Source organism: Bacillus sp. LNXM65 (assembly GCF_002998575.1).
Classification (GTDB): domain Bacteria; phylum Bacillota; class Bacilli; order Bacillales; family Bacillaceae; genus Bacillus.
Genome location: NZ_PVRB01000002.1, coordinates 205,172 through 226,046 on the forward strand (window position 1 = coordinate 205,172; position 20,875 = coordinate 226,046).

The window sequence follows — 20,875 nt, forward strand, 5'->3', positions numbered from 1 at the left end:
TCCCTCCTCTTGTTTCATCATCATACGATTGAGCCATATTGAGGTTCCCGATTTGTAAGAAAAACTGGGCAAAGAGTTCTATTTTCGTTTATGATGATAGGCAAAAGTAAATGCCAAGGGAGGAGAGCCCATGCTATCTTTACGTCAGGAGGAGCTCCTGAAACGCTTGATGCAAGCGGAGCAGGAACTGACAAGTGAAGAAATTGCCCGCGTGATTGGCGTCACATCACGAACCATCCGAACAGATATGAAAGCGCTTAAATCTATAATAGATGAACAAGGAGCCGCACTACATATCAAACGCGGGGCAGGGTATACATTGACCGTCGAGGATTATGGGGCATTTCGTACATTTTTGAAAAAGTCGCTGAGAGAAAGAAACGAAAAAAAGGAACAGGTCATTCCCAATCAGCCTAAAGACCGTGTGGCGTATCTATTGAAAAGGCTGCTCCTGTCTGAAGACTATATCAAATTAGATGGGTTGGCAGAGGAACTATTTGTGAGTGAATCGACAGTGAAGAATGATTTGAAAGCGGTCAGACATTTGTTTTCATTACATGGACTTTCTGTAGCACATCGCCCTAAATATGGATTGCGGCTGACAGGGGATGAAATGAAATTAAGATATTGTATGGCTGAGCATGTGTTTCAGCAAGAGCATGCGAACTCTGCGCTGTTACCTGAAGAAACGTATCAATTGGTTCAGGACATTGTGCGTTCACGTACAAAAGCAAGCGGACTTCATCTGTCAGAGATCGGTTTAAGTAATTTAGTCACCCACATCGCCATTGCATGCAAACGAATTGAAGAGAAAAAACTAGTCATGATGCCAGAAGCGGAATTGAAAGACATTCAAGTGCAGCCTGTTTTTCAAGTGGCTCAACAAATGGCAGAAGATATTCGGCATGTATTAGCTATTGATTTTCCGTTATCTGAAATGGCGTACATTGCGATTCACTTGATGGGTGCCAAGATGATGGCATATGGAGATGACGGCCATACGCTATTTCACCTTCTAGACGAAGATCACTTTCGCTTCACTCACCAATTACTTGCTTATGTAGAGGAGCACATGTCACTTGATATTCAATTTGATAAGGAGTTGATCGTTGGATTAAGTCTTCATTTGCGTTCCGCCATTCATCGTTTTAAGTACGATATGAACATTCGTAACCCCTATTTACCGGACATTAAAAGGCATTATCCCATTGCATTTGAAGCGGGTGTCTATATGGGGAGATGGCTGAAGGAAAAAGAGGGGGTCGAGATCCATGAGGATGAGATTGGGTATTTGGCGCTCCATATCGGTGCTGCAATCGAGCGGACAAAATCACAGCATGTGAGAAAGAGATGCCTTATTGTGTGTGCAACGGGTGTCGCCAGCAGTCAGCTCCTTCTTCATAAGCTGACGGCGGCTTTTAGCGGAAGGCTGGAGATCGCTGGAACTGCAAGTGTTGGGGATCTTCCTTCGTATGATTTGAGAAGCATTGATTTTATTATTAGTACCATTCCGCTTCAGAACACATTGCCGGTGCCAGTGATTGATGTACATACGATTTTAAGTGACGATGATATTGTACGGCTGAAACGTTTTGTGCAGGATCCACAGGATACAGGGGTTTTGCGGTATGTCAGTCCGGCGCTGGCATTTTATCAGCAAGACCTTCAATCAAGAGAAGAGGTTCTTCAATTTTTTGTGAACGTGCTAAAGGAACAACATCGCATCCCGGACGAGTTTGAACAATTATTGCTGGAAAGAGAGCAAGTGTCCCCAACATCGTTCGGTCATTTGGTCGCGATTCCTCATCCGATGAAGCCGGCAACAGATGACACGTTTTGTGCGATCTGCACGTTGAAAAAACCGGTGCTGTGGGGTGAAGATCGAGTACAAGTCGTTTGTTTGTTGAGTATCCAGAAGACGTATCAAAAAGAATTACAGTCGCTTTATCAATTTCTTGTGCGGCTGACAGAGCGGAAGGAAGTGGTGGAACAACTCATCAAGGCCGCTTCATTTGAGGAACTGACGGCGGCGCTTCAAGTATTGGAGCATCCGAATGAAAAAACGGGACACCCATTTCCGCATCTGTGAGGAAAAAGATTAGATGTTAATGAAAGCGCTTTTAAAATAACATCAAAAAGGAGGATGATCACGAGTTTTTGCAAAGGGGGAGACGGATCATGAGCTTCAAGGAGAAAGCGGCAGACGTCATGGGGAATGTGGCTTATCGCATCACGAATCAGAAATATATTATGGCGATTAAACAGGCATTTGTCACATTGATGCCAATCATCATTACAGGGGCTTTTGCTGTATTGGTGGCAAATATGATCATGAGCCCGGAAACAGGGCTTGCTCATTTTGAGATATTCAGATTTTTAGCGGAGCTTCAGCCAATTATGAAGGCAATCAATTATGCCACGCTGAACTTTTTAACGATTGGGGCTGTGTTCCTCATCGGGATAGAGCTTGGGAAAATCAACGGGCACAAGTCCCTGTTCCCAGGGCTGATGGCATTGATTTCATTTATATCTGTTATTCCAACGACACTTCTTCTTGAAGTGGATGGATCGATGCGTGAGGTTGTAGATGTACTGGCAAGGCAATTTTCTGATCCAAAAAGCTTATTTTTAGGGATGATCATTGCGATCATATCTGTGGAAATCTTTTGTAAGCTGACCGAGGTGAAATGGCTTCAAATCAAGATGCCAGATTCTGTTCCATCGAATGTTGCGACATCTTTTTCGTCACTTTTTCCTTCGATCATTACGATTACGATCATTAGTTCATTCGGCTTTGCATTTCACCGTTTGACAGGCATTTATTTGCATGAAGCAGTGTATAACGTGGTGCAGCGCCCGCTAGAAAATGTTGTACAGGGTCTGCCGGGGATTTTAACGTTGATGTTTGTGGCGCAATTTTTCTGGGTGATCGGCATCCATGGCAACCAGATGATCAAACCGATCCGGGAGCCGCTCTTATTAGGGTCGATTGCAGTGAATATGACAGCATTTCAAGAGGGAAAAGAGATTCCGAATATCATCACGATGCCATTTTGGGATGTGTATATGAGCATCGGTGGTTCAGGTGTGACCATTGGGCTTTTGATTGCGATTTTTATTGCTGGAAGAAGGGAAGAGATGCGAAGCATTGCCAAGCTCTCATCTGGGCCGGGCCTCTTCAACATCAATGAACCCGTTATTTTTGGATTACCCGTTATGTTAAACCCTGTGATGGCAATCCCATTTATCGTCACACCACTTGTGACAGGGACGATTGGTTACATTGCGACAGCTACAGGATTTGCTGGAAAAGCAGTCGTGATGGTGCCGTGGACGACACCGCCGATTGTGAATGCATGGCTGTCAACCGCTGGCAGCATGGGAGCTGTCATCACACAGCTCATCTGTATTGTAGTAGCAGTCTTCATCTATTTGCCATTTGTTCTCTTGTCTAACCGCAAACCAGAAGCGGCACCAGATTCAGAATAAAAGGAGGGGCATGAATGAACATGCAATGTAGGTGGTATGGAGAGGATGATCCCGTTTCACTTGCGCGTAAATATGCGAAAAATGGCGCATCCACTTTGCTCATTGACGAAATGTCATCGTTCATGAAAATGGTGATTTTGAAGAGTCAGCGCACCTTTCGTCAGCAGGAAGTCTTGATATGGGGGAAATTGTGAAGGCTTTGTTTGAAGAGGGCTCTAATGGCTATGTCCGGTCGGATCATGGACGTATGATCTTTGGCGAGACAGGCAGACCTGGCTACGGTTTATATGATCGAGTACTTGGGGCTGTGTATTTGCAAGGAATTTGGGAGGGGCTTCACGTTCAAACGAGGAAAGGGAAGGTAGCGATATGAACAGAATCGAGATTCCAAGTGATTTTATCCTAGGTGCCGCGGCTTCTGCTTGGCAAACAGAGGGATGGAAGGGAAAGCAGGTGCATCAGGATTCGTACATTGATTCATGGTATAAGGAAGGATATCACGTGTGGCACGAAGGATATGGTCCGGCTGGTGCGACGAACTTTTACGAGCGCTATCCTGAAGATGTGGCCTTAATGAGAGAGATTGGACTGACACATTATAGGACATCGATCAATTGGTCGAGGTTTCTCATAGATTACGAGAAGGGGATTGTGGATGAGACCTATGCCCGTTACATTGATGACTTGATCAATGGATTAATTGCAGCAGGTGTAGAGCCAATGTTTTGCTTAGAGCATTATGAGCTTCCTGCCGTTTTGCTTGAGAAGTATGGCGGATGGTCATCAAAGCATGTCGTCGAGCTGTTTGTTCTCTATGCGGAAAAAGTGTTTGAGCGCTACGGGGACAGGGTCAAACATTGGTTTAGCTTTAATGAACCAATTGTTGTCCAAACACGTGTTTATCTAGATGCCATCCGTTATCCCTTTGAGCAAAATACGAAAAAATGGATGCAGTGGAACTATCATAAAGCGCTGGCAACAGCAAAAGTGGTGAAGCTGTTTCGGGAGATGGGATTGAAGGAATCGACAGGTGCAAAAATCGGGGTGATTCTCAATCCAGAAGTGACGTATGCAAGATCCTCTGCCCCGCATGATCAAGAAGCGGCACGGATGTATGATTTGTTTTTCAATCGAATGTTCTTAGATCCCTCCATCAAAGGGGAGTATCCAGAGGAATTGCTCGATGTGTTGAAAAAGCATGATATTCTTTTTGATGCGACAGAGGAAGAGCTTCAGGTCATCAAGAATCATACGGTCGATGTCGTCGGGCTCAACTTATACTATCCGCATCGTGTCAAGGCGCCGAGTAAGGCGTGGAACGAAGGGACGCCATTTCATCCGTCTTATTATTACGATATGTTTGAGCTTCCAGGGAGAAAAATGAATCCATTCAGAGGCTGGGAAATCTACCCAAACATTGTCTATGATATGGGGATGAGAATAAAAGAAGAATACGGAAATATCGAGTGGTTTGTAGCCGAAAACGGGATGGGTGTAGAAAAGGAAGAACGGTTTAAAAGTGAAGACGGTATCATTGATGATCAGTATCGCATTTCATTTATCAGCCAGCATTTGAAGCGGGCACTTCAAGCGAAAGCAGAAGGATCAAATTGCACGGGCTATATGCTGTGGGCTTTTACGGATAATGTCTCACCGATGAATGCCTTTAAAAACCGCTACGGATTAGTCGAAATCCAGCTGGAAAATGAACGGAATCGCCAGTTGAAAGCATCAGCGTATTGGTACCAGACATTAATCAAAACAAGGGAACTGAAGGGTGAAACAGAAGTCATCTATCGATAGGAGTGATGGAATATGAAACGAATCATTCTCGCTTGTGCCGCAGGAATGTCGACGTCCATTGTAGTGTCCAAAATGAAGGCTGCTGCAGAAGCTAAAGAGCTGGATTATGATATCTACGCCATACCTGAAGGGGCCATTGCAGATGAATTAGAAGAGCATGGAGGAGATGTTCAGGTGATTTTACTTGGACCGCAAGTAAGCTTTATGAAAAAGGCAGCAGAAAAAACCGCTGCACCTTATCAAATACCTGTCGATGTCATCAATGTGAGATTATACGGAACAGCGAACGGGGAAAAAATACTAGAGCATGCTCTGAAACTAGCAAATGAATCTTAAGTAATTGGAGGAGAAGCAGATGACGGTATTAGAGGAAATGCAGGGAGCAGCCTTTCAAATCATTGCTCATGCAGGCGAGGCAAGAAGTCATTATGTCGAAGCGATTCGTCTAGCAAGAGCAGATGATTTTGAAAAAGCACAGCAGTTGATTGAAAAAGGGGAGGAAGCGTTTCGAAGCATCCACAACCTGCACTTGTCGCTGATCCAAAAAGAGGCGGCAGGTGAGCAGCTTCCCTTTTCTTTACTGCTGATACACGCAGAAGATCAAATGCTCACAACAGAGACCATTCATCTGCTCGCCATCGAAATGATCGAAATGTGTAAAAAAATGAACGCCCTGTCAAAATAGATATCAGCTATTAACCAATTTCTGTTATAATCATTCGGTAGATAAAGAGAAAGCAGGATTGGTGGATGAAGAAAACATGTATGTTGATTGCAGTTGGTCTTTTGGCGCTGCTCATTTCGGGCTGTACGGGAATGAAGGAGCAAACGGAAGGAAACCAGCAAGTAGTCAAAGAGGAAAAGGGTCCATTACTAGCAAAAGAAACAGAAGAGATTCAGCAGACAAAAGAGGAAGTGATTGATACACAAAAATGGATTGAGCAAAAGGAGCCGATAGAGCTTCCAATTTTGATGTATCACAGCATCTCCAGCGGCAGCTCGCTGCGTGTACCAAAGAGCGAGTTTGCGGCTCATATGAAATGGCTGAAGGACAACGGCTATGTCACGCTGTCGCCAGAAGAAGCGTATCGCGTCTTCACAACAAATACGAGGCCAAGTGAAAAGTGTGTCCTCATTACATTCGATGATGGATATACCGATAACTATACTAAGGCATTCCCGATTTTAAAGCAGTATGGAATGAAGGCAACGATTTTCATGATTGCGCAATCCATTGGCCGCCCGAACCACTTAACGGATGATCAAATGGATGAAATGATAGCAAATGGGCTTTCGATTGAGAGTCATACAATTCATCATTTAGAGCTCAATCGTTTATCAAAGGAGCAGCAGAAAGAGGAATTAAAAGGATCAAAGGCATTCTTTGATCAACGATTTTCTCAGCATACGAGAATGGTCAGTTATCCTGTTGGGCGCTATAACGAAGACACGCTGAAGCTAGCGAAGGAAGCCGGTTATCAAATGGCTGTCACCACTGAACCAGGACATGCGAAGAAGGAACAGGGCATGATGTCCTTGCACCGTGTTCGCGTGTCACCGGGACTTTCACCCGAAAGCTTTGGCAGATTGGTAGAGGGGAATCGATAGAGATCAAATCACAAATGTTTCACATGAAACATTTTACGACAAGTTTCACGGTGATGATTGGTGAATCGACATTTGGGTGGTTCAAAGGCGAAACAGAACTTTCATGAAGATGGAAGTTCTGTTTTTTTATCATTCATCAAAAAATTCCATATGAGCTTTTTCTTGCTTGTAATAATCGATTCGATCTTTCATGGTCCCGGTATGAAACTCAAATTTATGTCCATCAGGGTCCGTAAAGTAGATCGACTGATGATCTTTTTCATCTCTTGGACGGCCTGGCAAGATGTTGACGTTCAAATGTTTTAGCTTGTTGTACATGTGATCTACATCCTCTTCATCAATTGAAAAAGCGATGTGCGTGTAAGCGTGCTGAATGTCTTGACGAGGAATGTCTTTTTCCACATTCAGGGCAAGCCATAGCCCGTTCAAATCAAAGTAAGCTGTCTTTTTTCCTTTTACTAATAAAGTGGCGTCAAATACGTTTGTGTAAAAATCAATAGAGGTTTCTAAATCAGAAACAGAAAATAACAAATGATTGATTCCTTTTATCGACATCACATTCACCTCAAAACATATTTGAAAAAAAGCCTGTAGATGGGGTCTACAAGCTTGTTTATTGATAAACAGGATAGCCCGTTATTTTGATATCTTTCCCTAGTGGTTCTACTGAGAGTTGATCCAATTCGATGGCATCACTCATGAGGCGTATGCCTTCGCCTCCAAAAAAGGAAGGGGACAGCCGACCGCCAATGAGTTTAGGTGCCATATAGATGACCAATTTATCTACAAGCTGCTGTTCTAAAAATGAGGCATTGACCTGGCCGCCGCCTTCAATCATGAGGGAGGAGACATTTCTTTCTCCCAGCACTTGAAGCACTTCTTGCAGGGGCACCCGCGTGTCGCTATCTGTTATAAAGACACTGACGCCAGCTGCTTCTAAAGCGGCTCGTTTTCCCTCATTGGCTTGCTTTGTCGTAAAGATCCATGTAGGTGCCGTCTGATCAGTGACGATCTTTGCTGTCAGCGGTGTTGACAGCTTAGAGTCTAAGACAATTCGAATCGGATGATGCCCATTTGGAATCCGTGCAGTTAGTGAAGGATCGTCATGAATAACGGTTTGAGCACCGACCAAAATCGCATCATTGATACTGCGGATATGATGAGCATCATAACGAGATGTTTCAGATGTAATCCATTTACTGTCAGACGTAGCAGACGCAATTTTTCCGTCTAAGGTAATACCTGCCTTGAGCGTCACGAAAGGTGTTTTTTTCGTAATAAAATGATTAAATACTTCATTCATGAGAATGGATTCCTGTTCCAGTACGCCTGTAATCACTTGGATGCCAGCATCTTGTAAGATGGCAATCCCGCGGCCTGCGACAAGCGGGTTCGGGTCAAGCGCTGCCACGACAACGGTTTCGACGCCTGCTTTCACAAGTGCTTCCGCGCAAGGGCCTGTGCGGCCGTGATGGGAACAAGGCTCGAGGGTCACATAAATGGTGGCTCCTTTTGCCTTGTCTCCAGCCATTTTAAGTGCATGAATTTCAGCATGCGGTTCACCGGCTTTCATGTGAGCACCGACACCAACAATTTCATTCTCTCGCACAATCACAGCCCCGACGAGCGGGTTTGGAGAGGTCTGACCTTTCATTGCCTGTGCATTTTCAAGGGCTAGATTCATATATCGCTCATGATGTGGCAATCGTACGCACCTCTTGCTCCGCCTTCATGTGACCTGAGCGGTTGATTTTTGTCTGTAAGTATTTTTCATTAAACTCCGAGACATCACCCCAAAGCGGAATGCGTCCAGAAAGAGATAGACCTGCATGGCTGATGGCATCTGTCTTTTTCGGATTATTGGTAATGAGTCTGACTGGCTTTGTACGAAGTGTTTGAAGAACCGCGATGGCTTCTTCATATTGACGCGTGTCATCTTCAAAGCCGAGTGCTTCGTTCGCTTCTACTGTATCGTAGCCGTTTTCTTGAAGAATATAAGCCATGGCTTTACTGAAAAGTCCAATACCGCGGCCTTCATGATTGGCTAAATAGAACAGTGCACCTGCACCATTGTCTTCAATCATCCGCATGGACTGCTTCAATTGGAACCCGCAGTCGCAGCGCTTGCTTCCGAAAATATCACCAGTGTGGCAAATGGAATGCATGCGGATAAGGGCTTCGTCAGCGTGCTCGAACTCCCCATACACTAGAACGCTTGACTGCTGTTGATCGGCAAGCTGGCGGGACGAGAGGCTTTCAATTAAAGCGTCATCTGACAATGGCTCTTTTCCATCGTCTTTTAACCATGAATACCAGTTGAACATCACGGTTCTGCCGTCTAAATTCACTGGCAATTTAATGGGTCCAGTGATATATATATACCCGTCTTCTTGCTGTACTCGTTTGATTTTATCTTTTAAAATGGCTGTTTTAAGATCTGTGTGTTTGTCCATATTCTGCACCTTCTTTTTTGTCTGTTTCTTCAATCTGTAAACGAACGAGAACGCCAAATGGATCAACAAATTCGTTACTTTTCCCTGTTGTTTTCACTTGAGTGCCTGCTTTTGTCAGACACTCGACGACGGACTGTCTGTCTGCTTCTTGTGGGAATACCAGTGTATAGCTTCTAATTCCTGAAAAACGTGGATCAATGGCTCCTTTTCGTCCCCGTCCCCATGCATTAAAGGCAAGGTGATGGTGGTACACACCAGCGGCGATAAACAGGCTTGCTGGTGGAGCCATTCTGATGTGAAAACCGAGCGTATTGACATAAAAGGAATCAGCTTCTTCTGGGTTAAGATGGAAATGTAAGTGTCCCATCACTGTACCAGCGGGAAGTCCTTCCCAAGTTGTATCAGCGGCTTCTTGCAGGAGACCATCTCCATCAAGAGGTGCATTTCCGCCACCTTTCAGTTCTCCATGCTCACCTACCCAAACGTCCTCAGGGCGATCAGCATATATTTCTACGCCAATGCCGTCAGGGTCACTTAAATAAATGGCTTCACTGAAAAAGTGATCGCTTGCTCCAATTAAAGGATAGCCTTTTTTGATCACATGTGCCAGCCATGTGCCCAGGTTTTTTCTGGTAGGTAATAAAACAGCAAAATGATAAAGTCCTGGCTCATGATCAGGCTTCTCCTTGAGCTGTGCATCCTCTTTTAACAAAAGAATGGGTTCCTTTGCATTGCTTCCAAGAGTGACGGTGGATTCCGTCTGTTCTACTATTGTAAATCCTAAAATGTCTGTATAAAAAGGTAAAGAACGCTCAAAGCTGGACACATGTAACTCTGTTACACCCAATCTTAGCTCCTCAATTGTCTTCAAGCTCGGTCAGCTCCTTCATGATATATGCATCGGCATGTTCAAATGTTTTTGAAAATCTATAAAAATGAATACCTTGTTACTTAAAGTAACTAAACTATATAATAGTTAGTGACTTATTTCAAGTAATTAATTGTGCTATAATGAAAAAAAGAGAGAAAAGCGGGAGGGAGTAAGGTATGGCTCAAGTAGATGGCTGTCCAATCACAGATGCCATGGAGATTCTAGGCAAGAAGTGGGTCATTCTCATCATCAATCAGCTTCTGACAGGCCCTAAGCGTTTCTGTCAGCTTGAAAATGAAATGGACATCAGCGGACGATTATTATCAGAAAGGCTGAAGGATTTAGAGGCTGAAGGACTCGTTGAGAAAAACGTATACCCTGACATTCCAGTACGGATTGAATACGAATTAACAGCGCAAGGGAAGAAAATTGAGCCGATTATTCGTGAAATGTATGCTTGGTCTTTAGAACGTAATAACAGCAAAAAAGGGGAACAAGTCTCTTCCTAAACGATTTCGATCAGTCTGTCTGATCGAAATTTTTTTGTGCGATTTTCCAGAAATCTAAGTCAATAGTATGAAAAATGATGTTGACAATAAATTCATTCATCATATAATATCAAGGAGAAGAGGGTTCTTTTCCCTGTAATGGAATGGAGGTTATGCCATGGTATCATGAATGGGACAGATTACCTAAAACACGTTTCAAACCATCATTTAGAAACAGACATCTTTGGCTTTTAGGAAGCAAAGATTTATTTTTTCAACTCAATTGATAATGATTATCATAATCATCTATAAGTGTGATCCAGCGCTTATGAAGGTTATTTTTTTTATTATCTATTGAGAATAATTATCAATATCATTTAGGAGGGTTCACATGAAAGCCATTCGTTCAACATCACACGTATTATTGTTCTTTAGTTTTGTTCTATTATTTGCCCTAGCCCCAGTTAGCTCAGCCTCAGCAGCAGGCTTAGCAGATGGTCAACATTCAGCACAATATGTGGTATGGAAGGCAGATAGCGATTCGACTTCAACAGCGAATACGTATTTTGAAAAACCAGCCAAGCTTGTCGTGAAGAATGGAAAAATCAAAGCACAAGTCACGTTAACGAATAGCTCTTGGATCACAAGCTTTAAAACACTTGATCAAGGTGTGTACAAAGATGCGAAGGTGATCAGTACAAATACAGCTGCAAATAAGAGAACGGTTGAATTCAACGTGAACAGCCTGACAGAAGTCGTACCAGCAAAAGTGAGCGTGACTGTACCGGTCATCGGATATACAGGCAATTACGACATCCGCCTCAAGTTTGATGCAGCATCTGTTCAATAGAAAGGGAGGAAATTCGCTTGATGAAAAAAATGATGAGGCTATCAGTCTTCATGACCGCTTTATTATTGGCACTTATGCTGCCTTTTTCAAACGCACAGGCTGCCACGTTAAAGGATGGTACATACTCCGTCAACTATACTGTGCTGAAGGCTGAAGGAAATGCGGTCTCCATGGCAAATGATTACTGGCTGAAGCCAGCAAAAGTGATTGCAAAAAATGGGAAGCTGACTGTACAAATGACCATTAAAAATAGCAGCTGGGTAACGGAATTTAAAGTGCCGGGAAATGGCAGCTATGTCGATACAACGGTTCTCTCAACCAATAAAAAAGCCAACACAAGGCTTGTTCAGTTCCAAGCTCAGAGCTTGTCTAAGCCAATCAAGTCAAAAATTCATGTCACTGTTAAATCTGCTGATTATGATCATGATTATACCATTCAGCTGAAATTCGATGAGAGCAGCATGAAATCGCTTTCGTCTAACAGCACAAACAAATCAGCGGGTGCAGCAGAAGATCAGCAGCCATCAAAAGAATCAACGAAAACATCTGATTCATCCACGACAAAACAAGAAGAGAATCCTCAAACTGGTGATACAAACCAGACAGGGTGGCTCCTTGTGCTTGCTCTATGCTCAGGCGGGTTTTTAGCAAGAAAGTGGATCATCAAGCATTAAGAAAGGAAGTGTCACCATTTGAAACGTCTTTTTCATCTAAAGGCAGCTATTCTGCTCGTTTTATTCAGTTTATTGACTGCGTTTCAGATTCCTCAAGGAACGGCTCAAGCGGCATCATTTGTTGATGGTGAATACACGGCCGGATTCACCATTTTAAAGAATGGCAGCACAGAAGCGTCCATGATGGATACGTATACAGAAAAGCCAGCTAAGCTGATTGTGGAGAATGGCAAGACAACAGCCTATGTCACGCTGAAGCAAAGCAAAGAGATTACAGATTTCAAAGTTGAACAAAATGGTGCTCTTGTCACCACTGAAACCGTCAGTGAGGATGAAACAGCCAATACACGTGTGATCAAATTTGATGTAGCCGACTTATCAGCCAAATTAAACGGCTGGGTGAAAATTTACTGGGATTTAGGCGGCTTTATTTATGACGAAGCGTATGACGTACAGCTTGCATTCGATCAAAGCAGCCTAACACTCGTTACACCTGCAAAGCCAGACGATAACGAAACAAAACCGGATGACCAAAACGGGTCAAAGCCAGACGATAACGAAACAAAACCGGATGACCAAAACGGGTCAAAGCCAGACGATAATGAAACAAAACCGGATGACCAAAACGGGTCAAAGCCAGACGATAATGAAACAAAGCCGGATGATCAAAATGGGACAAAGCCAGACGATCATCAGGCAACACCTGGCAATAACAATGGCACAAAGCCAGATGATTCTGCGCAAAATCAATTAAAAGATGGCGAATACCGCATCAATTACAGTGTGCTGAAAGGGGATCAGGACGAGGCATCTCGTATGAACCAATACTTCTCACATCCTGCATCCTTAACCATCAAAAATGGAAAACAAACCATTTCCTTTACGGTGAAGGATCATACGTCTGTCGCTTCCTTGAAAACAGAGAAAAACGGATCTTATCAAGAAGTGAAGACGGTCAGCACAGATAAAGCAAAGAACACAAGAGTGGTGTCATTTGATGTCGCTGATCTGAAAAAAGCGGTCAAAGGAAAAGTACACATCGTGGTAGCAGCTGCTCACTATGACCAAACCTACGATATTCGTTTTCAATTCGATGCAAAGAGTATCGCTCCACTTAAGGACGGGCAGGTAGAGGAAGAAACACCGGCTGCACCAGAAACACCAAAACCAAACACACCATCACCAGAAACAAATAACGGCGGAACTGCTCAAGAGACGGCTAAGCTTAAAGATGGTGTATACAAGCTGCCTTTCTCAATGAAGAAAGCAGACAAGGATGAGCCTTCTCGTATGAACGATTACGTCGTGAGCCCTGCGACATTGGTCGTGAAAAATGGCCGCCATTTCGTTTCATATACAGTGAAGAACAGCTCAGCCATCACATCCTTCCAAGTAGGGACAGGCGGGAAATATGAAGAGACTCTTGTCGCAAAAACAGATCAAAAAGCAGACACACGAGTGATTCAATATGAAGCCAAAAGTTTAAGCACAGCTCAAGCAGCACGCGTAAAAATTGATATTCCGGCTGCGAATTATCATGAGCAGTACGATGTCAAACTTGTCTATGACACAAAAGGAATCACTCTTGGTGAAGGAAGCGGCATTGCTACGGTAATCGGAGACGATGAGAGTATCGGCTTTGTCAAAAATCCAAATGATCGCGATTCTCAAACAAATCAGCTTGAAAATCTAGCGCCAGAGGAAACAGGCGCAGAGCAGATGACATTTACTCCATCAGATGACCAAACCAAGTCTGAGACTGGACAGTTGAATCCGAAAACAGGAGATACCTCTCTTCTTTGGGTGTATATTCTTTTATTCGGCGGGTCATTATTCGTACTCGTCAGAAAGTATCAAACAAGAACAAGATAGATGGTTTAGTTTAAGTGAGATGCGCAATTTCTCTCGGCGCATCCACTCTCTTTTTTCGAAAGGAGGCTTCTTTTTTGAAGCATCGAATGATATGTACCCTGATCGCTACTCTTAGTGTGTGCGTGATCTTATCGGGCTGCTCACAATCAGCCGAAAGTTCAGCGAAAGGCAAAAAAAGCGCAGAATCAAGTGCGCGCATTGTGGCAACGACTGTAGCTGCTGTGGAGATTATGGATGCTTTAGAGATGGATCTTGTCGGGGTGCCAACAAGTCAAAAATCCTTGCCAGCTCGTTATAAAGGACTGCCGGAAGTCGGTAATCCAATGAGCCCGGACATGGAAATCATCCAATCACTTCAACCGACAGATGTCCTGTCTGTCACAACCCTTCAATATGATTTAGAGACACCCTTTCAGCAAGCAGGTGTTCCTGCCACATACTTAAATCTCGAGAGCCTTGGCAGCATGGAGAAGGCGATCACGAAGCTCGGAGCTCAGTATGACAGAAAGAAACAAGCCGAGCGCATCGTGTCTGACTTTGAACAAAAAAAGAAAGACATACAAGAGAAGACGAAGGGAAAGCGCAAGCCGTCCGTTCTGATTTTGCTTGGTGTACCGGGCAGTTATTTGGTGGCAACAGAGAATTCATATATTGGTGATCTTGTACGTATCGCAGGCGGAAAGAACATTGTCAAAGGTGAGAAAATGGAGTATTTGGCATCTAATACGGAGTATTTACAAAAAGCCAATCCAGATATCATACTCCGGGCCGCACATGGGATGCCAGATGAAGTTGTCCGCATGTTTGATCAAGAATTTAAAACAAATGACATCTGGAAGCATTTTCATGCGGTCAATCAAGACCGGGTGTATGACCTCGAAGAAAGCTTATTCGGGACAACGGGCAATTTAAAGGCAGCAGAAGCATTAGATGAACTAACGCGTATGCTCTACCCGTCATAAGCGGCGAATCTTAATGATAAAAGGACGTTCAAGATGAAAAAAACAGGGATTTTATTTCTGATAGTTAGTCTCTTACTGGTGTGCGTGTTTATTTATTCCGCCATTACTGGGAGTATTCATGTCACCCCGATTGAATTATTGGAAGGGCTCATCACCGGTCAACATGCACAGGTAGACATCATTAAAGATTTGAGAATTCCCCGCATGCTCATCGCAATGTTTACAGGGGCCGCCTTATCTGTCTCCGGTGTACTGCTGCAGTCGGTCATGAGAAATCCATTAGCTGATGCCGGCGTCATTGGAATTTCATCAGGAGCCAGCTTCTTTTCTTTAATGGCGATTACAGCGCTTCCTCAATTTTATTTCTACTCTCCTTTATTTTCGGTGTTTGGCGGAGCCATTGCATGTTTCCTCGTGTACGTTCTGTCTTGGAAGGGCGGTTTAAGCCCAATCCGTATGATTTTGGTTGGGATCGCCATCAATGCCATGTTTACTGGAATGGCTGAAGCATTTGTGACCATTTGCAGCTATTTCAATATCACGATCAATCAGTCAGGACAGTCAAATCTCACGATGAAAACGTGGGGAGATGTCCGTTTAATCGGAGTCTATGGCGTCGCCGGTCTTGTCGTAGCACTTTTCTTCAGCAGATGGTGTAACCTCTTGGCTCTTCAGGACAAGACAGCGAAAAATTTAGGGTTGCGTGTGACCAGAATGCGCCTTTTGATTTCCATCACAGCGGTATTACTCGCGGCGGTGACAGCTGCGGTAGCGGGCGTGATTGCCTTTGTCGGTTTGCTCATTCCGCACATTTCAAGAAGGCTTGTTGGCTCGGATCATCGGGTACTCATTCCATTTTCTGCGTTAAGCGGGGCTTTGCTGATTTTGACGGCTGATACGCTCGGCAGGACGCTTGTAGCGCCAAATGAGATTCCTGCTTCTACGATCATGGCCGTGATTGGCGGGCCGTTTCTGATCTTTTTATTAAGAAGGGGGGACCGTCTCCATGGACATTCGTGAGGTGTCATTCTCATATGACCAGCAGAAGGACATCGTTCAATCGGTCACAACACAGATTGAAAAGGGGAAAATCACAACCATTATCGGTCCAAATGGCTCGGGGAAATCCACACTGCTTTCCTTGATGGCGAATAATCATTGTCCAAACAAAGGGCAAATTCACTTAGACGGACAAGCGCTGAATGCATTTAAGCCAAAGGAGCTGGCAAAAAAGCTGGCTGTCGTCCATCAGCAAAATGAAGCGCCGCTTGATTTAACGATCGAACGGGTCGTGGCATTCGGTAGAACGCCGTACCAGACGATGCGCGGGGGTGACAAGGAAGAGGATGAGAGAGCGATAGAGTGGGCACTGTCCAGTACAAAGCTAACGGAAAAACGAAAGGTGCCGCTCGCCTCACTGTCAGGTGGTGAGCGTCAGCGTGTATGGATTGCGATGGCACTTGCGCAAAAAACACCGATCCTTTTCTTAGATGAACCGACAACCTATTTGGATATCTACTATCAATTTGACATTCTTGAGCTGATCCGTGAGCTCAATGTCGTGCATGGACTCACGATTGTCATGGTGCTGCACGACATGAATCAGGCTGTCCGCTACAGTGACGTCATCATTGCGATGAAGGATGGACGAATTATCAGTGAAGGACAGCCAAACGATGTGTTAACAGAAGAGAATGTGCGGCACATTTATGATGTGTCCGTCACGATTAGACAGGATGCAGAAACAGGAATGTACATCGTGCCTGTTGGCATATAAAAGCAGGTGAGACAGTGTGAAAAGAGGAAAACGGGTCTGGCAGCGTCTGGTGACGATCGTCTGTTTAGGAGTATTCATTTATAGCGGTACAGCCATTGGCTTAGAACTGTTCGGCTATTATCAAAATCGTCAGGTACTTGCAAAGGCTCAGACGATGTATGGTCAAGAGCAAGGAATGACTGAAAGCCGGGAGCCGGGGACCATCCGTACGTCATTTGATGAGCTGCGGAAGGTGAACAACGACATTGTCGGCTGGATCAATATGAAGGACACGATGATTCAGTACCCAATCGTTCAATCTCGTGATAATGCATTCTACTTAACCCGTAATTACTTAAAAAATGACACCCGGGCAGGCAGTATCTTTATGGATTATCGCAATGACGTCTTGCATGAAAGCCCGAATACTGTGGTGTACGGGCATCGGATGAGGGATGGATCCATGTTCGCTGGACTCACAAACTATTTAAAAAAGGATTTCTTCCATGAGCACCGGACATTTCAGTACGATACGCTGTATCAAAGCTATGAGGCGGAGATTTTTGCCGTGTATGAAACAACGGTTGATTTCGATTATATTCAAACCGATTTTCAAGATCTAGGCGAATATGCGCACTACTTGCAAGCTGTGCGAAAAAAATCAATCTACCAAACGAAGACAGACGTGTCCACAGATGACCTCATCCTCACTCTATCGACCTGTGATCATGTGCTTGCACCTAAAAATGGGCGTCTCGTGGTACAGGCAAAGCTAAAGAAAGTTTACTAGAAAAGGAGAGACAGACGGTTGAAATTTTCACATGTGATCTTTGCGGGACTCGTCTTGATGCTTCTCCTCGGCGGATGCAGTCAGGCAGCACCTGTAGAGAAAGGAAGCGGGCAAGGTGCGCTGAAGATAAAGGATTTTACTGGCAGAACGCTGTCGTTTGAAGAATCACCTCAGCGTATCGTCGCATTATCGACTGGAGACATGAGCATCCTGTATGCCTTAGGCGGTGAGGTAGTTGGCCGTCCGGCCGCCGAATTACCAGACAGCTTACAACAGGCAAAGTCCGTCCAAACGATTGGCACAACGCATCAATTTGATGTAGAGCTCATCACAAGCTTAAAGCCCGATGTTGTGCTTGGGAATGAACAATTAAACAGTAAGGACATCTCTACAATAGAAGGAATTGGTTCACAGCTTCTTTTGACAAGTGCCAATTCAGTGAAGGATATTCAGCGTCAAATAACGTTATTCGGGGATTTGCTCGGAAAGCAGCAAAAGGCCAAAGCCCTCAATGAGCAAATCGATCAGAGGAAAAAGCAGGTCAAGCAGCCTCAGAAAAAAGTGAAGACACTCGTTGTATACGGGGCACCTGGCACATATATGGCGGCACTTCCTCAATCCTTAAGCGGAGATTTACTGCACATCGCAGGAGGGACGAACATCGCTGAGAATGAACCGGCACTCGAGAAATTCCCTCAATACGCTCAAATCAATGCAGAAAAGGTCATCGAAGCCGATCCTGATCTTATTCTGCTTATGACACACAGCAATCCTGAAGATGTGAAAGCGGGCTTTATGAGTGAAATGAAACAGAATGCCGCTTGGCACGATGTGTCAGCTGTCAAAAATGGACACGTCGAGATTCTGCCGAGTGATCTATTTGGGACGAACCCAGGCGCGGAAGTGATGAGAGCGATTGATGAGCTAGAGAAAAGATTGAAGCGATTGTCATCATGAAAATGAATACAGAATTAGATTTTCAAAAAAGACAGTCGAGACGAAAATGGCTGATACCCGTACTATTTCTCTCGTTAGGTGTGGGCGCATGCCTAGGGCTTGCATTAGGTTCTGTTCAATTATCGCTGCCAGATTTGGTCGCTGCTTTGATGGGATCAGGCCAGCCTGTTCATGAGAAAATTGTGATGGATTTACGCCTGCCGCGAGTTCTAATAGGTTTCATCGTTGGGGCCTGTCTCGCAGCATCAGGGGCGATTTTACAAGGAGTCGTCCGAAATCCACTCGCTGACCCTGGCATCATCGGTGTGACTGCTGGCGGCGGATTGGCTGCTGTGCTCAGCATGATTGTGTTTCCGCAATTTACGTATTTGCTGCCAGCTGCTGCTTTCCTTGGCGCTTTATTAGCGGCACTTGTGGTGTATATGCTCTCATTTGATCAAGGTGTTTCACCGCTGAAATTGATTTTGGCGGGAGTGGCAGTCAATGCCCTCCTTGGGGCGGTTATGAATGGGTTTATGGTGCTTTATAGTGAGCGTGTACAGGCTGTTCTGCCTTTTTTATCCGGAGGATTAAATGGACGGAGCTGGCATCATCTAAGCTTCGTGTCGCCATATGCGCTCGCTGGGTTGTGCCTTTGTTTTTTTGCCATCAAGCCGGCAAACCTTCTTTTGCTTGGTGATGAATCGGCGCAGTTACTCGGCCTTAGAGTAGAGCGCACTCGGTTTTTCTTAATTGCGCTGGCGGCGCTTTTAGCTGGTGCAGCTGTAAGTGTGAGCGGCTTAATTGGATTTGTCGGCCTGGTCGTTCCTCATTTTATCCGTCTTTTAATTGGAGATGACTACCGGTACCTGCTGCCGATCTCAATACTGGGCGGAGGCGTACTTGTGGTTTTTGCAGATACAGCGGCACGGGTATGGTTTACACCGGTTGAACTGCCTGTCGGTATCCTGCTTGCCTGCATCGGTGCACCTTTCTTCCTCTATTTATTAAAAAAGAAAGGGAGGGGTTAAGTTGGAAGTGATAGCTATGGATGACGTGAGTCTCAGTCAAGGAGGCTTTCGGCTGTCGTCTATTTCAGCAACTGTTCCTAAAGGAAGTGTGACAGGAATTATTGGACCAAATGGATCAGGGAAGTCGACTTTTATTAAAGCAGCCGCACGTCTTACATCGATCGAAAGCGGCATGATATACATTCACGATATACCGCAAAAAGAGATGACAGCTCAGGAGATTGCAAAGGAAATCGCCGTTCTCATGCAGACGAGAACAGCCATCCCTTCTATGACCGTGCGGGAGCTGGTCGCACTTGGACGCAGTCCGCATCGTTCGATCTGGAAAAAGAGCTCGAAGACAGATCAAGAAGCGATTGAGTGGGCGCTTGATGTGACCAATAGCCGCATCAATGAAAACAGAATGCTGCATACATTGTCAGGCGGAGAAAGACAAAAGGCGTATATTGCGATGGCGCTCGCTCAGAAGACAGAGACCTTGATTCTGGATGAGCCGACGACTTACCTAGATATTGCACATCAGCTTGATTTACTAGAGCTGCTCAAACAGCTGAATAAGACGCATGGAATCACCATTTTAATGGTTCTTCACGACCTGCAGCAGGCAGCAAAATATTGTGACCGCCTCATTGCGATGAAGGGTGGTCAGGTTTATCAAATAGGGACACCAAACGAAGTATTAACAGAAAACTTTTTCAAAGAAGTCTTTGGGATTCAGGCTGAGGTTCACTTAGACGGTGAGCATCCGCTCATTATCCCAATCGCTTCAATCCAACAACCAAAGGGAGATGAACAGAAAATGATCATTGTCAACAACCAGGTAAGAGTAGAAAAAGGCAGTGCTGACCACCTCGTCAAGCGTTTTAACAAGCAGGGACAAGTAGAATTCATGGAAGGATTTTTAGGCATGGAAGTATGGGTCACACAGCAGACAACCGATTACGATGAAGTGACCATTCATACCCGCTGGAATCGAAAAGAAGACTTTGTGAACTGGACAAAATCTCAGGCATTTGGTGATGCGCACGCTCATGGGAAAGCGAAACCTGAAGGACTATTAAAAAACAAAATTACGTACTACGAAGTGCAAGTCACTAGACCAGCTTTACAGAAAAAAGCCTAAAAAAGAAACATAGCGCTGCGGTTCATGTGCAGCGCTATTTTTTTGCGTTTTTTTACTTTCTGTCACATATCTTTGACAAAGTATTCAAACAACTGACACAATACCATCCAATTTTTAGGTAAAATTTACTTTATTTTTGAAGCGCATGGGTGTAAAGTACAGGTATAAA

The 20,875-nt window shown here is 44.5% G+C and carries 23 protein-coding genes; 19 read left to right on the top strand and 4 right to left on the bottom strand.

Translation table 11 applies throughout. The features are described 5' to 3' along the window. Positions 1–130: 130 nt before the first annotated feature. The 8 genes from C6Y03_RS04590 (at position 131) to C6Y03_RS04620 (ending at position 6,900) form a co-directional block, all read left to right on the top strand. A complete protein-coding gene (locus C6Y03_RS04590; RefSeq protein ID WP_106030677.1) occupies positions 131–2,089 on the top strand; it encodes a BglG family transcription antiterminator in 1,959 nt (652 codons plus the stop codon). Positions 2,090–2,178: 89 nt separating this feature from the next. Further along, the gene (locus tag C6Y03_RS04595; RefSeq protein WP_106038913.1) at positions 2,179–3,489 is read left to right on the top strand and encodes a PTS sugar transporter subunit IIC; all 1,311 of its coding nucleotides are present in this window, start codon (positions 2,179–2,181) and stop codon (positions 3,487–3,489) included. 14 nt (positions 3,490–3,503) lie between these two features. Further along, positions 3,504–3,683, top strand: a complete 180-nt coding sequence (locus tag C6Y03_RS19300; RefSeq protein WP_223260727.1) for a hypothetical protein — start codon at positions 3,504–3,506, stop codon at positions 3,681–3,683. Further along, on the top strand, positions 3,605–3,862 hold the full coding sequence (locus tag C6Y03_RS04600; RefSeq protein ID WP_223260731.1) for a mannonate dehydratase: 258 nt from the start codon (positions 3,605–3,607) through the stop codon (positions 3,860–3,862). Before C6Y03_RS19300 ends, C6Y03_RS04600 begins: the two co-directional genes overlap by 79 nt. Then, complete coding sequence (locus tag C6Y03_RS04605) at positions 3,859–5,292, top strand: glycoside hydrolase family 1 protein (protein WP_106038914.1); 1,434 nt, start codon at positions 3,859–3,861, stop codon at positions 5,290–5,292. The genes C6Y03_RS04600 and C6Y03_RS04605 overlap by 4 nt, the downstream gene beginning before the upstream one ends. Before the next feature lie 12 nt (positions 5,293–5,304). Beyond that, positions 5,305–5,628, top strand: coding sequence for a PTS sugar transporter subunit IIB (locus C6Y03_RS04610; RefSeq protein WP_060597591.1), 324 nt, complete (start codon positions 5,305–5,307; stop codon positions 5,626–5,628). 19 nt (positions 5,629–5,647) lie between these two features. Next, a complete protein-coding gene (locus C6Y03_RS04615; RefSeq protein WP_034660460.1) occupies positions 5,648–5,977 on the top strand; it encodes a PTS sugar transporter subunit IIA in 330 nt (109 codons plus the stop codon). 65 nt (positions 5,978–6,042) lie between these two features. Next, the gene (locus C6Y03_RS04620) at positions 6,043–6,900 is read left to right on the top strand and encodes a polysaccharide deacetylase family protein (protein ID WP_106038915.1); all 858 of its coding nucleotides are present in this window, start codon (positions 6,043–6,045) and stop codon (positions 6,898–6,900) included. A gap of 129 nt (positions 6,901–7,029) precedes the next feature. On the opposite strand, the gene fosM is transcribed toward C6Y03_RS04620, so the two are convergent. Genes fosM through C6Y03_RS04640 form a run of 4 tightly spaced genes read right to left on the bottom strand, consistent with a single transcriptional unit; the run spans position 7,030 to position 10,224 of the window. Beyond that, the gene (gene fosM / locus C6Y03_RS04625; protein ID WP_060597588.1) at positions 7,030–7,455 is read right to left on the bottom strand and encodes a FosM family fosfomycin resistance protein; all 426 of its coding nucleotides are present in this window, start codon (positions 7,453–7,455) and stop codon (positions 7,030–7,032) included. Positions 7,456–7,513: 58 nt separating this feature from the next. Beyond that, positions 7,514–8,605: a bifunctional diaminohydroxyphosphoribosylaminopyrimidine deaminase/5-amino-6-(5-phosphoribosylamino)uracil reductase RibD gene (gene ribD, locus C6Y03_RS04630; protein WP_106030675.1), complete on the bottom strand. Its 1,092-nt coding sequence runs from the start codon at positions 8,603–8,605 to the stop codon at positions 7,514–7,516. Beyond that, positions 8,592–9,353, bottom strand: coding sequence for a GTP cyclohydrolase II (locus tag C6Y03_RS04635; protein ID WP_060597586.1), 762 nt, complete (start codon positions 9,351–9,353; stop codon positions 8,592–8,594). Before C6Y03_RS04635 ends, ribD begins: the two co-directional genes overlap by 14 nt. Next, positions 9,331–10,224: a VOC family protein gene (locus tag C6Y03_RS04640; RefSeq protein ID WP_060597585.1), complete on the bottom strand. Its 894-nt coding sequence runs from the start codon at positions 10,222–10,224 to the stop codon at positions 9,331–9,333. Before C6Y03_RS04640 ends, C6Y03_RS04635 begins: the two co-directional genes overlap by 23 nt. 176 nt (positions 10,225–10,400) lie before the next feature. Between C6Y03_RS04640 and C6Y03_RS04645 the strand changes: the two genes are divergently transcribed. From C6Y03_RS04645 to isdG, 11 genes are all read left to right on the top strand, one after another. Then, complete coding sequence (locus C6Y03_RS04645; RefSeq protein WP_106036390.1) at positions 10,401–10,733, top strand: winged helix-turn-helix transcriptional regulator; 333 nt, start codon at positions 10,401–10,403, stop codon at positions 10,731–10,733. A 370-nt stretch (positions 10,734–11,103) separates the two neighbouring features. Then, entirely contained in the window at positions 11,104–11,562 is a 459-nt protein-coding gene (locus C6Y03_RS04650) for an NEAT domain-containing protein (protein WP_066031542.1), read from the top strand. Positions 11,563–11,582: 20 nt separating this feature from the next. Then, positions 11,583–12,236 (top strand): heme uptake protein IsdC, encoded by a 654-nt coding sequence (isdC, locus tag C6Y03_RS04655; RefSeq protein ID WP_106030737.1) that lies wholly within the window; start codon positions 11,583–11,585, stop codon positions 12,234–12,236. An 18-nt stretch (positions 12,237–12,254) separates the two neighbouring features. Next, a complete protein-coding gene (locus tag C6Y03_RS04660; protein WP_106038916.1) occupies positions 12,255–14,108 on the top strand; it encodes an NEAT domain-containing protein in 1,854 nt (617 codons plus the stop codon). Between the two features lie 74 nt (positions 14,109–14,182). After that, positions 14,183–15,070 (top strand): heme ABC transporter substrate-binding protein IsdE, encoded by an 888-nt coding sequence (gene isdE, locus C6Y03_RS04665; RefSeq protein ID WP_106038917.1) that lies wholly within the window; start codon positions 14,183–14,185, stop codon positions 15,068–15,070. A 33-nt stretch (positions 15,071–15,103) separates the two neighbouring features. Beyond that, positions 15,104–16,090, top strand: a complete 987-nt coding sequence (locus C6Y03_RS04670; protein ID WP_034660449.1) for a FecCD family ABC transporter permease — start codon at positions 15,104–15,106, stop codon at positions 16,088–16,090. Beyond that, entirely contained in the window at positions 16,077–16,847 is a 771-nt protein-coding gene (locus C6Y03_RS04675; RefSeq protein WP_034660447.1) for an ABC transporter ATP-binding protein, read from the top strand. Before C6Y03_RS04670 ends, C6Y03_RS04675 begins: the two co-directional genes overlap by 14 nt. Positions 16,848–16,863: 16 nt before the next feature. Beyond that, positions 16,864–17,616 (top strand): class B sortase, encoded by a 753-nt coding sequence (gene srtB / locus C6Y03_RS04680; protein ID WP_106038918.1) that lies wholly within the window; start codon positions 16,864–16,866, stop codon positions 17,614–17,616. An 18-nt stretch (positions 17,617–17,634) separates the two neighbouring features. Then, complete coding sequence (locus C6Y03_RS04685) at positions 17,635–18,573, top strand: ABC transporter substrate-binding protein (RefSeq protein WP_106038919.1); 939 nt, start codon at positions 17,635–17,637, stop codon at positions 18,571–18,573. Then, the gene (locus tag C6Y03_RS04690; protein ID WP_106038920.1) at positions 18,570–19,583 is read left to right on the top strand and encodes a FecCD family ABC transporter permease; all 1,014 of its coding nucleotides are present in this window, start codon (positions 18,570–18,572) and stop codon (positions 19,581–19,583) included. The genes C6Y03_RS04685 and C6Y03_RS04690 overlap by 4 nt, the downstream gene beginning before the upstream one ends. 1 nt (position 19,584) lies before the next feature. After that, positions 19,585–20,706, top strand: coding sequence for a heme oxygenase (gene isdG / locus C6Y03_RS19530; RefSeq protein ID WP_106038921.1), 1,122 nt, complete (start codon positions 19,585–19,587; stop codon positions 20,704–20,706). The last annotated feature ends 169 nt before the right edge of the window (positions 20,707–20,875 follow it).

Bases quoted from the DNA above. Each gene is read 5' to 3' on its own strand.
- C6Y03_RS04605 (WP_106038914.1), top strand. From the start codon at position 3,859: ATGAACAGAATCGAGATTCCAAGTGATTTTATCCTAGGTGCCGCGGCT.
- C6Y03_RS04650 (WP_066031542.1), top strand. From the start codon at position 11,104: ATGAAAGCCATTCGTTCAACATCACACGTATTATTGTTCTTTAGTTTT.
- isdC (WP_106030737.1), top strand. From the start codon at position 11,583: ATGAAAAAAATGATGAGGCTATCAGTCTTCATGACCGCTTTATTATTG.
- C6Y03_RS04670 (WP_034660449.1), top strand. From the start codon at position 15,104: ATGAAAAAAACAGGGATTTTATTTCTGATAGTTAGTCTCTTACTGGTG.
- C6Y03_RS04635 (WP_060597586.1), bottom strand. From the start codon at position 9,353: ATGGACAAACACACAGATCTTAAAACAGCCATTTTAAAAGATAAAATC.
- C6Y03_RS04590 (WP_106030677.1), top strand. From the start codon at position 131: ATGCTATCTTTACGTCAGGAGGAGCTCCTGAAACGCTTGATGCAAGCG.
- C6Y03_RS04620 (WP_106038915.1), top strand. From the start codon at position 6,043: ATGAAGAAAACATGTATGTTGATTGCAGTTGGTCTTTTGGCGCTGCTC.
- C6Y03_RS04675 (WP_034660447.1), top strand. From the start codon at position 16,077: ATGGACATTCGTGAGGTGTCATTCTCATATGACCAGCAGAAGGACATC.
- C6Y03_RS04610 (WP_060597591.1), top strand. From the start codon at position 5,305: ATGAAACGAATCATTCTCGCTTGTGCCGCAGGAATGTCGACGTCCATT.
- C6Y03_RS04690 (WP_106038920.1), top strand. From the start codon at position 18,570: ATGAAAATGAATACAGAATTAGATTTTCAAAAAAGACAGTCGAGACGA.
- C6Y03_RS04615 (WP_034660460.1), top strand. From the start codon at position 5,648: ATGACGGTATTAGAGGAAATGCAGGGAGCAGCCTTTCAAATCATTGCT.
- fosM (WP_060597588.1), bottom strand. From the start codon at position 7,455: ATGTCGATAAAAGGAATCAATCATTTGTTATTTTCTGTTTCTGATTTA.
- C6Y03_RS04645 (WP_106036390.1), top strand. From the start codon at position 10,401: ATGGCTCAAGTAGATGGCTGTCCAATCACAGATGCCATGGAGATTCTA.
- C6Y03_RS04595 (WP_106038913.1), top strand. From the start codon at position 2,179: ATGAGCTTCAAGGAGAAAGCGGCAGACGTCATGGGGAATGTGGCTTAT.
- C6Y03_RS19300 (WP_223260727.1), top strand. From the start codon at position 3,504: ATGAACATGCAATGTAGGTGGTATGGAGAGGATGATCCCGTTTCACTT.